The following is a 14,086-nucleotide window of genomic DNA, read 5'->3' as shown; positions in this document are numbered from 1 at the left end:
AGATCCAGGGCCAGTAGGAGCACAAGGTCCGGTAGGGCCGCAAGGAGATCCAGGGCCAGTAGGAGCACAAGGTCCGGTAGGGCCGCAAGGAGATCCAGGGTCAGCAGGAGCACAAGGTCCAGCAGGTCTGGCGGGACCGCAGGGAGATCCAGGCCCAGCGGGGACTTCTTTTACCTCGGAAGGATTTTCTGTTACCGGTACGACATACTCAATCAATAGTAGCACGCTATTTTCGAATTGGAACGAGGCGTCTCCATATTATGGAAGCCCTACATTTAATCCTGCTACAGGGATATTTACGGCACCGGACACTGGTAGATATTCCATACATGCAACTGTTAATTATAAGATTGACGCGCCAATCAGTGTAAGCATAGGAAGAGGCATTGATCCGGTTTTTACTGTAAAGAAGAATGGCAATATTGATTTAATAAAAGGTTATATGCCTTTCCTTGACGTTAATATAGCGTTAATTTTAACAATGAGAACTGTACTAGGTAGTGCGACGGTGACGTTAACCGGTGATGTAGAGCTGCAGGCAGGTGATCAAGTCGAGTTATATTACGAAGCTGATGGTCTACCCATTGGATTCAGTACGGATATAGTATGGTCGATTCATCGGCTATCCTAATACAAGGTTACATGAGGTGCAGTTGAACCTTTGGTAATAGGAATACCTCTAACAGGTATAGAGAGATCAATAAACTTATAAGGTGTTACAATGGCCATTTGCTAGTTGGATGGGATGCGCCAAATGTTAATAAATTGAGAAAGAGCAACTGACCTTATCGATTTGTGAAAAAATTGAATTTTTGAAAGCCGTTAATCTGAAAAGATGTCGCGGGACAAGAACATTGTTCCATTCAAAGTCGCTTATTTAGCGGCTTTTTTGTTTTAAGGAACTAAGTTCTTGTCCCTTACTGAGGACAAGAACTTGTACCGATTGCCGGAATGGACAAGAACATGTTCCTATTGCCGATTAGGCGTGTATCTAATCGGCATCTTGCCCTTCAATTCATTAAACTAACGGGCAGGTTAGTACAATACCCATCAATCAAATAAAAAAAATTGACTTCGTGTGCACACGAAGCCTTAGACTCACATTTAAGGTCAAACATGAACTTTTGATGCTGATTTGATATGTTCTGGAATATCATATTTTTCTCCGCATTCTGGGTTACTGTTAACAGGATTCCAGGTATCGTTCAATTGACCAGATAAGACACTGTTGTAGTAAGCCTTCTTCTCTTTGATGTGTTTTAATTGAAGGTTGTACTCATAGATCTTCGATTCTAGTTGTTTTTCTTGTTTTGCAACAAGCTCAGCCCTTTCAGGAATCGTCTTATCACCTTGCAAACACATAGCAATGTAATGTTTGACTTCTGAAATTGGCAATCCTGAAATACGAAAGGAGTGCACCATTCGTAACCAATCCAGATCATGGTCAGAAAATAAACGATTATTTCTGCCGTCTCTTGAAACGAAAGGTATCAATTGTTGGTCATCATAATAACGGATCGTATGTTTTGTAAGTCCAGTTATTTCAGATACATCTTTTACCGTATATTTTGGTTCATGTAATGTCTGACTCAAATTTCGCACCTCCATGCTATTGACTTCGAGTTACTCGAATACTTTATGATTTTATTCTACCAATGTTGTGAACGCCCATCAACTGGAAATTAACTTCTTCGTTTCGCAGTTATCAAATAAGAAACATAGATGTTTTTTTGGTGATAAATTTGGAATAAGAATAAACGCTTTAAGTTCAGACAACTATTAATAAAGCTTATAAAAAATTAGAAAGAGGTTTGAAAATGAATACAAATTATAAAAATTTGTTTGCATCCTTCACATTCAAAAATGGAATTACCCTTAGAAATCGAGTTGTAATGGCGCCTATGACTACTTGGGCAAGTAATGATGATTACACCATCTCAGATGATGAAGTGAAATATTACAAAAGAAGAGTAAAAGGCGTGGGTCTAGTCATAACAGGATGTACGCATGTCCAACCTAATGGAATAGGTTTTACAAATGAATTTGCAGCATATGACGATAGATTCATCCCAAGTTTACGTAAATTGGCGGATGCAGCGAAAAGCGGTGGAGCCCCTGTGGTACTTCAAATTTTCCACGCAGGCAACAAAGCACTGCCGGATCTTACACCAAATGGGGATCTGGTTAGTTCCAGCGCAGTAGAGACGGAAGCAACTGGATTTGCTCCTTCCGTTATGCCAAGAGAACTTTCGCACGATGAAATATTGGAAGTGATTCATGCGTTTGGAGAAACAACAAGAAGAGCCATTGAAGCAGGGTTTGATGGCGTTGAAATCCATGGTGCGCACGGATTTTTGCTTCAAAACTTTTTCTCTCCTTTCTTCAACAGACGTGAGGATCAATGGGGAGGATCACTTGAAAACCGCCTACGTTTCCCACTAGCCGTGATTAAGGAAATGAAAAACGTCATCGAAAACCATGCTACAGAACCATTTATTTTGGGCTACCGAATCTCTCCTGACGAACATCAAGAAGGCGGTTTAAGAATGAAGGACTCTTATGTATTGATTGACCGACTGATTGAAGCGGGTGTTGATTATGTACATGCTTCACTAGCTGATGCTCTTTCTTCAAAGCCAGTCGATAGCCAAGATAAAAAAACGTATCTAGAGTTGATCGTTGAACATGTAAATAGCCGGGTTCCCGTACTGGCTGCGGGTTCTATGGTAACGCCGGATGATGTTGCAAAAGGATTAGATAAAGGGCTTAACCTAGCAGTGATCGGACACGCGTTAATTACAGAACCAGACTGGGTTGAAAAAGTTCAAAGTGGACAAGAGTCCGAAATTCAAACTACTATAAAGGCTTCCAAGGTTAGTGAGCTTGAGCTTCCGGAAAAACTTTGGGGTGTCATCCAAGCTTCTGGACCATGGTTTATGATCGAAGAATAAAATTAGCTGAAGTTTATTTTTAAAGCAAGATGTTTTTTGAGTCAATGACTCAATTGAAGTGATTCATTAAGTCTGTAACTAATAATGTGGCTGTAGAATTACTACCTTATTTATAATTTTTATAAAAGATATGAAAGGAAGTTTTGAATTTGAGTAATGTATTGATTTTAGGAGCAAGCGGTCAAATTGCACGTTATGCAATTGAATTATTTCTAAACGAAACTGATGTCCAACTTTCACTTTATTTGCGTAACTCTAGCAGATTAAACCACCTTGATTCCGATCGTGTACGAGTAATTGAAGGTGATGTTCTAGATTTTGAGGCATTAAAAAAAGCAATGGTTGGACAGGATGTCGTGTATGCTAATCTAAATGGAGACTTAGAAGAACAAGCCAAAAATATTGTTGAAGCAATGGGTGCGACTGGAGTGAAACGCTTAATTTTTATCACTTCGCTTGGAATTTATGAGGAAATCCCAGGGGAGTTTGGTGAATGGAATAAGCGGACAATCGGTCAATATTTAGGCCCATACCGAAAGTCAGTTGATATTATTGAGGCTCCAGACCTTGACTATACAGTGTTAAGGGCTGCCTGGCTCACGGATTATGATGAAATTGACTATGAGATTACTCAAAAGAATGAGCCATTTAAAGGGACAGAAGTTTCACGTAAGAGTGTTGCGGCGTTAGTTGTTAAGTTAGCGGAATCACCTGAATTGGAAGTTCGTCGCAATTTGGGGGTGAACAAACCAAATACGGAGGGCGATAGACTGGCCTTTGAACCAGAAATTTAAATGGTGACTCCAGAACAAACTTTTTAATAAAAACAATTTTTAAAAAACAAAAGAAACCCATCGTTTTGAACAATTTTATTCAAAACGATGGGTTTTTATATGCAGAACGGATTGTAATATGAAGTGCGACACCTACTGGAAATAAATAAAAAAGGGCCCATGGCCGGATTCGTGTAGAATGAAGGTTCCTACACCACATTCACACAAGGAGAATCCACCAGAATGCTTATCAGGAACGTCGTAAGGCTTCGGTATCTCCCGGTAAATGGTCAGACGCCTTGGCTGCTCTACTAGAGGAAAAACTGGCAGTAACGTGGTCTCCAGAACAAATCACAGAACGTTTCCTCGCCGATCGCCTACCTGCGGTCTCCTTTAAAACCATCTATCGCTGGATCTACGCAGGACGCCTGGTTCAAGGCACATTACAGGTTCTCCGTCACAAAGGGAAGCGTCAGAAACCCGCAGAAACTCACAGTAAATTCGCCATTGGCAGAACCATTTCAGATCGTCCGAAAGAAGTCCGTTCCCGTGAAACGTTTGGGCACTGGGAACTGGATACCGTCGTATTATCGGGTCGTGGGAAAAGTAAGGGCTGCGTAGCGACGTTGATTGAACGCAAAACGCGTCTATATACCGCTGTTCTTAATCAGTTATAATGAAGATGGATGGTATTGCGTTAAACAAAATGAAGAAGTTCAACTTAGATATGACTCTGTAGAACAGTTAATATCAAAATCCAAAATTGAGAGCAAAACAATAAAGGAGTTATGACCATATTATCGTGACTAGTGTATTTTGATAATTCTCTAGGGGAAATAACATATTCCGTTGAAAGTCGCTATTTTTTTAGCGGCTTTTTTTGTTTTATCGGACTATCATTCATATTAGAGCTGCCTAAGTATGATTTAAGTGCCTTAATTGAATATTTGAATGATAAAAACATAATGTGACGTAATGAATTCGTTCAAGTGAGAGGCTATTTTTTCATTAAAATAACGGGAAACGATAGCTCAATAAAACCAACAAAGCAGATGATCAACGTGATCGGCTGCCTTTGTTCAACTAACGGGCAGGGTAGCATTATAAATTCACTTTATTTAGTGGAAACTACCCTTAAAAATGCTGAAGATGAGGGTTTTAGAAATGAAAAGTTTTATCGGATCATTGCTAACAGTCATCATTTTCTTGATGGCAATCCAGCCCGTTTGTGCAAAGCCAAACGATGAACAATTGAAACTGCTTGTACTTACTTTGTTAGCTCCAAAAATACAGGAACAGATTAACCACTATTACAAAAATAAATTAACTGTATCACCTTCGTTTACGCCTTTTTTGGATGGAACTGATGTAGACGTTAAATATCATCCTTCACATATTGAAGTTCAGGTTAAAACAATCCCGTACGTTGGACCTCATTTGGATGTTGGACTCGACTCGATGAGGTTTAGTATAGATAACTCCGGATTAATAGTGGTTCTTGAGTATAAGCACATTAGGGATTATGACTTGCCTCCTAACTGGCAAGAAATTATTAAAACTCGTTAAACCAACGGGAAACGATAACTCAATGATACAAAGAAAACAGTTGATAAAAGTATCAGCAGCTTTTTTAGCTAACAGGCAGGATATTCAAATATCCAGAAAACAGAAGCCTTTCTACCGACCATCACAGTTTCCGGCAATTTTTGGCGGGAAGCCATATTCCTTTTCTACAGCGTCTACAAAGTCAAAAACCGATAAAAGATATAAGAGAAAACGAATGCCAATACAAACGATACAAGAGATAATTTCCGATCACTATTCCACGCCCGAAATCCGTTAGCCACATATAAAACAATCACTGAAAGGAGAATTATTAAACCGTTTTTCCAAAACAGCAAAGTTAAAAATACAGTTAAGGCAGTCAAACACCATATAACTGTAAACCATAGTGGATACTTCGATAAATATTTTTTAAGCATGTGACGTTAGCTTAATAAAAGTTAAGAAGGCATCAAAATTGATCAGCTGCTGATTTCAACTAGCGGGCTGACATTAGAGATCGTTGCAGAAATGCTGACGATCCTTTTTGTATTACCTTTACAAACAAATAAATGCCGGTTGGACAAGTGGCTGGGGGCAGTCGGAAGATACATGAATGCTGGACATGAAATCGGTCATATACTCGGCTTAAATCATTTTGAGAATGCACCGGCACACTCTGGCGACCATTGGATGAAATCAGGTAATGTAGTGCGTACAGATAAAATCGAAGCCAACCATGCAATTTTCACAAACGCAGATGATGCAGAATCTCAATAAGACACTGTAGTTAGAGTTATTGCAACTGGTGAAAGCAAAAATGTCATTGAAAATTTCGAGTGGGGGCCTTCAGGCAGAACCGAAACTAAGGTGAAAGTAACCCAAGTATATAAGGATTCTACAAAACAGGAGATCGATTCAGAGCTTGTAACATTTGAACCTTCCTATGTGATCGAAGATAAAGAGGGTAGCATTAGAATGAATTATGAAGATTACACACCAATGCAAGAAGGTAATGAAATATTTTATTTCTAGTGTGGAATCCAAAAATTGGCGGATATTGGGTTAATTCTCTGGAACAAGGTAAGTTTGAGGTATCTGGAACTGATATAGAGGAAAAAACAATGCAAGCTACCCTGTCTAAGCACTACATGCTACACGCGTAGGTTCTTTATTAGGTGATTGGAAATGAAATATAAAAAGGAGGACGTAACCCGCGAAGGGGCGGAGGGCAGTGCTTAGTCTTTCATGAACAAAATAGGTTTTTGTGGTATTATATGTAATTATGGGTTGCGAAATAAATGGATTATTTGAAAAGAAAATGGGGGAATCAAAATATGGAACGTAAAATTCAACTAATGGAAACCTACGTAAATATCGACTTTGGAAACTCACCCTTTTTAAAATTAGATAAAGGGTTGCAAATTCCATACTCTTCAATCAAAGGAATAACAACAGGTAGACCGATACCAAATGCTTTTAAACTATATGGTGCTTTATTAGGAGAAATGAGAAATGGGTTATTTAGATCAAATGGTGGTTATCAACTACACTTTTTTGAAAATGAGCTTAAAACTCTTCATTTAGATTTGAATAACTTTAAAGTTGGTAAGTTCGAAATATCAAAGTTGATCATTGGTGTTGATAATCCTGAAGAAATAAGTGAAAATATTTCCGAAAGAGTGAAGTGATAATTTGTTGACGCTGGTCATACCCAGCGTTTTTTCACTAAAAAAATGGAACAATTCAAATGCAAATTTGTCGAAGGACAAGAACTTGTACCGATTACCGGAATGGACAAGAACATATTCCGATAACCGATTAGATGCATATCTAACTATTAAACAAATGTAGATTAGACTTTCTTAGTATCAAAATACATAATAAAAATGTCACGCTAGAGATAAAGTACTTAATTTCAAGAATTGCGATTGGAATAAACAGAAACCTAGAATTTCTTGGAGATTATGGAAGGGGAGACAGTGAATGTACAGTTATGAAGAAGAGTTAACATGTGTTGTCGAGGGATAAGAACATAGTCCCATTAAAGTCGCTATTTTAGCGGCTTTTTTATTTTATCGGTACAAGTTCGTGTCCCGAGCCAAGGACAAGAACTTGTACCAATTTCCGATTATAAAATCATTTAGCTAAATTCTTTTGTTCTCTAAGTCATTTAGCTAACGGGTAGGTCAGGTTAATAAATTCCATTTTATCTAGGTCAGTGAATAGATCTATAATATTATAATTGATGGATTGTCAAACCAAGTGCGACAATTCCTCTGTAAAGGATTCGTGAGCGGTTCTCCACCCCAAGCATTTTCGTGGTCTGTGATTGATTATCTTGACGGAGCCGTTCTACGATCTGTTCGGGAGACCACGTGGCTTGAAGCTTTTCTTCAATAAGGAGCAACTGCTGCGGTGTCCATTTCCCGGCAGAGATGGAGGACTTACGTCGCTGGACATAATTCTCCTGAGATCGCTCGGCACGATAGGGCTTCTGCGTTTCGTTTCGACGGAGTTCTCGGCAAATGGTGGCATGATGCCTGCCCAATTCACTGGCAATGACCCTGGCACTTTTCCCCTGCTGGTGGAGGATTTCTAGCTTGCTGCGCTCGATTATGCTAAGATGTGTGTAGCTCATGGTGGATTATCCTTGTGTGAATGTGGTGTAGGAACCTTCATTCTACACGAATCCGGCCATGGGCCCTTTTTTATTTATTTCCAGTAGGTGTCGCACTTCATATTACAATCCGTCAAATAAATTAATTCATTCAGCTAGCCAATTGTTATGATATCCTGCCCGTCAGTTCATTAAAGTAAAGGCAGTTGTCGAGTCTGTCCTTGATAATGTTAAGCAACATTCCAGTAAACCATTTGTTGTCGGTTATCGCATTTCTCCAGAAGAACTAGAAGAGCCGGGGATTACGCTAGAGGATACGTTCCAGTTGGTTGATCAATTGGGTGGAAAAAATTTGGACTATATCCATCTCTCTCTGAATGAAATTTGGCGAGAATCCATTCGCAATGAGAATGAGACCCAACCGGTTCTTGAACGTCTTCAAGAGCGAATTGGCCATAAGATGCCTTTGATCGGTGTCGGTTCCATCAAGAAGGCAGATCAGGTTGTTGAGGCGATAGACAAAGGAATTCCGCTTGTAGCAGTTGGGCGTGCACTGATTCTTGACCCGGATTGGGTGACAAAAATACAAAATGGGCAAGAAGAGACTATTCGGCAAAAGATATCTTCCTGTGATATAGAAGAATTAGAAATCCCCGAGCCGATGTGGGAGGGGTTCGAGTCGTTTCCCGGCTGGATTCCGATTGAAGAGTAAGCTGAAAAGATCCGTTTAAATTACGACCGCTTCCTGGTAAGATGAACTGTGACCCGTAAGATAGACACTTTGAAAAAAGTGCCCTCTTACGGGTCTTTTGTGTTTTAATCAGATTAGAAAAAGTTTGCGAGGGTGCAGATCATGGGGAAAATTAGAAGGTCTTTTACAGAACAAGAGATTCAAGTTTTAGAGTCGAATCCATCCGTACTTCGTGTCTCGGAGAAAAATATTACCTATTCACCTGCCTTTAAAATGGATGCTGTACGAGCGAATCAAGCTGGGTCGACACCCATTGAGATTTTCTCTTTAGCGGGATTCGACATGGGACTGATTGGGCAGGAGACACCAAAGAAATGTTTGCAACGCTGGCGTAAAATACACGCTTCGTTAGGTGAAACTGGATTACTGGAAGAACGCAGAGGGAAAGGAAGTTCAGGAAGACCTAACAGTAGCGAGCGATCCGCTGAAGAGAGGCTGCGACTCGCCGAAGCCCGTATCAAGCTCCTTGAGGCCGAGAATGAACTCTTAAAAAAGCTAGAAGCGCTCGAAAGGCAACATCTCAACGATAATAGACTACCGTCTTCCGAGCGCTTTCAACTGATTAATCAGGTCGTTCGTAAACACGGATTGAGACGCGTAACCCGATATCTTTGCAAGCTTGCTGAGGTGAGTACATGCGGTTATTACCGGTGGTGCACTGCGGAGGAAAAACGTCAGCTTCGTGAGTTTTCTGATGAAAGAGATGGCGTACTTATTAAGGCGCACTATGATGCACTCCAAGGAAAAGTAGGCGCTCTCGTTATAAAAATGCGGCTAGAACGTCTAAACGGAATCATCATGAATCACAAAAAAATTCGACGCCTCATGCGTAAGTTCAGGCTGATTGCTGTTATTCGTCAAGCCAATCCATACCGTAAAATGGCTAAAGCTACTCAAGAGCACCGAACATGCCCGAATCTCCTGAAGCGCCAGTTTGACTGCGGAGAACCTGAAAAGGTCTTGCTTACCGATATCACTTATTTGCGTTATGGAAACGGTCAATGGGCTTATTTGTCCTGCGTAAAGGACGGAGCAACAAGAGAAATCTTAGCCCACTACCTATCTTCAACCTTGGAAGTGTCACTTGTTAAACGAACACTACAACGTTTGCTGGATCGTCTGGAGGGGAGTGTTCATCCTGAGGCTGTAATCCATTCAGATCAAGGTTTTCACTACACACACTTACAGGTGCGCTCCATGATTGCTGAATCCGGGTTCAAACAATCCATGTCACGGAAAGGAAACTGTTGGGATAATGCCTCAATGGAGACGTTTTTTGGACATATGAAAGATGAACTAGAATACAAAGAGTGCACATCTCTGTATGAGCTGAGAGTTCGCGTCAATGAATACATCACCTACTACAACACCGAACGGTACCAATGGACATTAAAAAAGATGACTCCTGATGAATACAGAAGCCATCTGATTGCCGCTTGAGAACGAAGGTCCTTTTTAAAAGTGGCCACAAACAGGGTCACAGTTCAAGATACTGGGAAGCGGTCGTTTTTTCAAAGAGTTTTGGCACCTTGTGCTATGAACTACTCGAGGTGCTATATTAGATATCAACTGTGTCCATCGACATTTTCTTCTCTATACATAGAACGCACAACTTCATAAGCAAGCTTCGGTCTGCGATACTCATCCACAATTCCTTTACTATTCCGAGTACAGGACCGTGTCAGTAACCAGCCTTCTCCTTCGGTGACTCTGCAATCACTAAATTGCCATATAAACATACCGCAAACATCCGGTGAATCCAGATAGGCATTCAAACAATGCCTTAGAATGTCGGCTTGCCGTTCTTCCGATCCCTTTTCCCGATTGGCGCTTCGAAAGCCGTAGAACCCATCTGCGCCAAATTCACTCATAATTATCGGCTTGCCTGCTCCACCCATTTGATTAGCCCATTGGACTGCTGCTTTGGCTAAATCAAATGGGTTTTCATCCGTGTACCACCCAGGATAAAGATTAAAAGATACAATTTCTGCAAGATCAAAGCAAAGCTCCTGATCACGATGATGAGATGCGAAGGAACGCGGACGACTAGGATCTAACTCGCCAATAATCCCAAGTTGTTTGGCATAATGGACTCTGCCTTCCTCCGTGTTACTGGCACATTCATTTAATATCGCCCAGATGATAATAGAAGGGTGGTTAAAGTGCTGTTCCACCATTTCCCGCGTGACTTGCTCGCTCTGCCAGGCAAAATTAGGATTACGCATCTGTTCCAGGCTTAACCCTCTAGCATGATTTTCTTCCCAGATCACAATGCCTCGCTCGTCACATATATCCAGGAAACGTTCATCATACGGATAATGGCTTGTCCGAACAGCATTACATCCCATTTGTTGTATGAGATCGATATCCCTAACCATCAGTGGAAGAGGGAAGGAGCAACCTACCAGCGGGTGATCTTCGTGCCTATTAACGCCTTTCAGGTTGATGTTCTGTCCATTCAAACGTATTTTTCCGTTAGAAGTAGTAATGTGTCTGAATCCAATCCGGTCAATCAGATCATCTATTTGTAATTCATTAACGATGAGTTTAGCTTGTAGTTTATAGAGATTTGGCTTTTCCAGCGACCACTCCAGAACCTCCGGATAAGATACCGTTTGTATGAATTCTACTTGCTCACCAGGTGCTAACTCACCTTGACCCAGCATGGATTCTGTTCCGGCAAGCTCTCCAACAAGCTGGACTTGTTGAGCAGATTGACTGATATTACGGATCTTTACTTTCCATTGCCCATTCCACTGATTCGCTTGCAGCAGGGGAGTAAACATCACATTCTCAATGTAAACATCGCTTATTTCCTCCAGTACAACGGGGCGAATCAGACCACCGTAGGTGTAATAATCATTCGGGAAATGTAGTGCAGATGCATCGCTGAAGGCGTTATCCACGTACACTAAAATTTCATGCTCTCCAGCAAGCACATTGGGGATTACAGCATCGAACGATGTGTAAGCATTGTAGTGAGATGTAACTAACGCTCCATCAAAATACACATCAGCCGTATGGCTTACCCCTTTGAATTCCAATCGGATATGAGTCTGGCTTGATACCGAAATTATTCTTCGATATACAGCTTTCCCTCTGTAGGCGCCAAAATGAGGATGAGTCTCCCAGCACCCTGGAACAGGTATCTTAAAAGGAAATTCTTCAGGCCGTTCGCCTAGAAGATCTACGGGAGAAAACTCCCACAGACCTTCAAGTTCACTACTGATCCGAGTATGATGCGTATCGAAAAGTCTAATCATCTTTTAAAATCCTCCCATGTCCAATGCGATTTACGGTAATACATTTAAGTTAACGAATTGTAAAGAGCTTATCCATGGTCAATTCGATCCAAGGCATGTCAAAATCGCTCCATGTTTGAGTTTATTTACATCGACAAACAAGGTAGGATAGTCTATGTAGGAGGTTGAACATAATGTATAATCCCATAGATTTGGTGGTTCGAATCGTATGGAGCTCACAAAAGCAAACACCGATAGATTGGTCGGATATCCGCAACAATACGTCGGTACACACCTTTTATTGGATTCATGAAGGTAAAGGGATATTCCATACAGAAGATCACACTTATGACGTGCAGCAGGGAATGTTATTTTATATGGAGCCTGGTGCAGAGATGAGGATGGAAAGTTCTCAAGAGTCACCCTTGACCATTAGCATGATCTTGTTTGATTGCTGCAGAGTTCCGTATAAATCTTCTCAGTGGCAGCTACCTCAGCCCATTCATCGGTTAGAGATTCCCTTTTTCAGTAGACAACAATCAGAGAGAGCTCTGTGGCTTGATCAGGCCTTTAATGAAATCACGGAATCGTGGTTACTGGGAAATAACTCTCGTGAGATGGAAAGTGGTGCGTTACTTATGAAGCTGATTGCTTTATTACACCGACCTGATCATTTGACTGAGACGAAAAACACAAGTTCGATTTTTTATCGAATTAAGGAAGAACTAGAGACGCGATATGCGGAACAACTCTACATCCGAGACATCGCAAGAAAACATGCCATTTCTGAATCTTATCTTCGTAAAATATTTATGAATCATCTGGGACAGTCACCTAAGGAATTCTTAACAGAAGTGAGACTGCGTCGGTCAGAACGTTATTTAACCTATACGAATTACACGTTTAAGCGAATTGCCAGTGAGTGCGGATACAATGATGAATATCATTTCAGTAAAGCCTTTCGAAAATGGAAAGGGATTTCACCCTCCGTATTTCGCAGGAGTTACGATGAATAAAGGACAGATGGGCGAAGGCAGGGGAGGCCATCGCTATTAGCAAAGAGCATCTGCGGATATCATCGCCACATAATGTGGGTACCGCAGTCGGGTTATTCGAGTCATAGGCGATATAAAGCCATTGGGTTAAACATTCTATATTTACCATAATATATTTTATAGTTAAATTTTGGTTATAACAGAATAGCATCACACAGAACATTAAAGACGTAACTTGAGTTGCATCGGGCAGAACACTTGTCTGACCAAGCGGCGTAGTGAATAAAACAGGATTGTTAATAAACGCTGAGTTGTTCGTTGCACCGTCAATATACGTTCCGCCCAAGACAGCTCTGCATACAAAACCGTACTGACCGCAGGAAGCTGAAGAACAGCCTACGAACTGTTGTTGACGAACAAACTTGTTGTTCCAGGTGGATAACTGCCGAATTGTTGCGTTGTATCCGTTGTGACGTAAGCCCCGAGATTATCGACTGTTCTGGGAATGCCTGGCGTTTCAGATCGGCTGAGTCCGAGCGTATTACCTTTAAAGGCCATCTCATCCTTCCTCATTGATAAAAATGCCAACTTCCTATAGGTATATTTGACCGAAAGATTGTACTGTGCAAAAAAGATGTGAACCTATACATTATTCGAATGCTTTACGACAGCAAGCAACTAGGTATCAGAAAACAATAAAAAAAGACGATATCACGGACTGGAACGGTGATAGAACACTATGCAATATGAAATTATTATACAGGGGTTAAATTGATGAATTCTGGGTAAGCAGAGTATATAGCAAAACATCTAAGCAAGAACTATAGAGCCTAAAATTCATGAAAAAATAATTATTTTTCTTCCTGATTGCATAAAAGGTTTAGGGTGTAGCCTTCCGACAGGGTACTTTTTCATCTTATTTAGGAGGTAAAGTAAAATTGCTTAATACACTTTTATCATCTTTAAATAACCACAATATAGAAATTTCCGTACATTTAGTAAGCGGAGAAAATTATGTGGGGCCATGTGAAAAAACGACTAATCCCAATGTTGTTCTAATTAAGACTGATCACGGTGATGTAAGATTGCAAGTTTGGACAATTAAGCGCTTTAAAATTTTAGAGAATTAATATCGACAGAAACGTAGATGTTCATATATGAAAAGCTAGCAGTAGGTAAAACGATTTAAGGGAAGATTCCGTGAGTTATATT

The 14,086-nt window shown here is 40.6% G+C and carries 12 protein-coding genes and 3 pseudogenes; 11 read left to right on the top strand and 4 right to left on the bottom strand.

Features of this window, described 5'->3' with window-relative positions:
• A pseudogene (locus AC4PM4_RS04630) lies at positions 1 to 631 on the top strand (collagen-like protein); the annotation flags it as partial.
• 479 nt (positions 632 to 1,110) lie between these two features.
• On the opposite strand, the gene AC4PM4_RS04625 reads toward AC4PM4_RS04630, so the two are convergent.
• Complete coding sequence (locus tag AC4PM4_RS04625) at positions 1,111 to 1,593, bottom strand: MerR family transcriptional regulator (protein WP_072732985.1); 483 nt, start codon at positions 1,591 to 1,593, stop codon at positions 1,111 to 1,113.
• 224 nt (positions 1,594 to 1,817) lie between these two features.
• Here AC4PM4_RS04625 and AC4PM4_RS04620 point away from each other — a divergent pair, with 224 nt between their 5' ends.
• From AC4PM4_RS04620 to AC4PM4_RS04595, 6 genes and pseudogenes are all read left to right on the top strand, one after another.
• Positions 1,818 to 2,951, top strand: a complete 1,134-nt coding sequence (locus tag AC4PM4_RS04620; protein WP_079693612.1) for an NADH-dependent flavin oxidoreductase — start codon at positions 1,818 to 1,820, stop codon at positions 2,949 to 2,951.
• A gap of 149 nt (positions 2,952 to 3,100) precedes the next feature.
• On the top strand, positions 3,101 to 3,745 hold the full coding sequence (locus tag AC4PM4_RS04615) for an SDR family oxidoreductase (protein WP_079693611.1): 645 nt from the start codon (positions 3,101 to 3,103) through the stop codon (positions 3,743 to 3,745).
• 218 nt (positions 3,746 to 3,963) lie between these two features.
• A pseudogene (locus tag AC4PM4_RS04610) lies at positions 3,964 to 4,386 on the top strand (IS30 family transposase); the annotation flags it as partial.
• Positions 4,387 to 4,888: 502 nt separating this feature from the next.
• On the top strand, positions 4,889 to 5,290 hold the full coding sequence (locus tag AC4PM4_RS04605) for a DUF3888 domain-containing protein (protein WP_256863529.1): 402 nt from the start codon (positions 4,889 to 4,891) through the stop codon (positions 5,288 to 5,290).
• Between the two features lie 507 nt (positions 5,291 to 5,797).
• Entirely contained in the window at positions 5,798 to 6,046 is a 249-nt protein-coding gene (locus AC4PM4_RS04600) for a hypothetical protein (RefSeq protein ID WP_079693610.1), read from the top strand.
• 557 nt (positions 6,047 to 6,603) lie between these two features.
• Positions 6,604 to 6,957: a hypothetical protein gene (locus AC4PM4_RS04595; protein WP_063563786.1), complete on the top strand. Its 354-nt coding sequence runs from the start codon at positions 6,604 to 6,606 to the stop codon at positions 6,955 to 6,957.
• A gap of 641 nt (positions 6,958 to 7,598) precedes the next feature.
• On the opposite strand, the pseudogene AC4PM4_RS04590 reads toward AC4PM4_RS04595, so the two are convergent.
• Positions 7,599 to 7,907 (bottom strand): annotated as a pseudogene (locus AC4PM4_RS04590) (transposase); the annotation flags it as partial.
• 169 nt (positions 7,908 to 8,076) lie between these two features.
• Here AC4PM4_RS04590 and AC4PM4_RS04585 point away from each other — a divergent pair.
• Together AC4PM4_RS04585 and AC4PM4_RS04580 are read left to right on the top strand one after the other, a co-directional pair.
• Entirely contained in the window at positions 8,077 to 8,598 is a 522-nt protein-coding gene (locus AC4PM4_RS04585; protein WP_079693609.1) for an oxidoreductase, read from the top strand.
• Between the two features lie 141 nt (positions 8,599 to 8,739).
• Complete coding sequence (locus AC4PM4_RS04580) at positions 8,740 to 10,077, top strand: IS3 family transposase (RefSeq protein WP_491612866.1); 1,338 nt, start codon at positions 8,740 to 8,742, stop codon at positions 10,075 to 10,077.
• A gap of 125 nt (positions 10,078 to 10,202) precedes the next feature.
• Here the strand turns inward: AC4PM4_RS04580 and AC4PM4_RS04575 are convergent, their stop codons facing one another.
• Positions 10,203 to 11,900 carry a glycoside hydrolase family 2 protein gene (locus AC4PM4_RS04575; protein ID WP_079697529.1) on the bottom strand — a complete coding sequence of 566 codons (1,698 nt, stop codon included), beginning with the start codon at positions 11,898 to 11,900 and terminating at the stop codon, positions 10,203 to 10,205.
• Between the two features lie 173 nt (positions 11,901 to 12,073).
• Between AC4PM4_RS04575 and AC4PM4_RS04570 the strand changes: the two genes are divergently transcribed.
• On the top strand, positions 12,074 to 12,895 hold the full coding sequence (locus AC4PM4_RS04570) for an AraC family transcriptional regulator (protein ID WP_491612865.1): 822 nt from the start codon (positions 12,074 to 12,076) through the stop codon (positions 12,893 to 12,895).
• A 375-nt stretch (positions 12,896 to 13,270) separates the two neighbouring features.
• Here the strand turns inward: AC4PM4_RS04570 and AC4PM4_RS04565 are convergent, their stop codons facing one another.
• Positions 13,271 to 13,432, bottom strand: a complete 162-nt coding sequence (locus tag AC4PM4_RS04565; protein ID WP_179132309.1) for a hypothetical protein — start codon at positions 13,430 to 13,432, stop codon at positions 13,271 to 13,273.
• A gap of 380 nt (positions 13,433 to 13,812) precedes the next feature.
• On the opposite strand from AC4PM4_RS04565, the gene AC4PM4_RS04560 reads away from it, so the two are divergent.
• Positions 13,813 to 14,004: a hypothetical protein gene (locus AC4PM4_RS04560; protein ID WP_491612864.1), complete on the top strand. Its 192-nt coding sequence runs from the start codon at positions 13,813 to 13,815 to the stop codon at positions 14,002 to 14,004.
• The last annotated feature ends 82 nt before the right edge of the window (positions 14,005 to 14,086 follow it).

The organism is Paenibacillus sp. MDV22-iso6, from assembly GCF_058408365.1.
The sequence above is the reverse complement of the archived record's forward strand: the minus strand, read 5'-3'. Positions and strand labels throughout refer to the sequence as shown.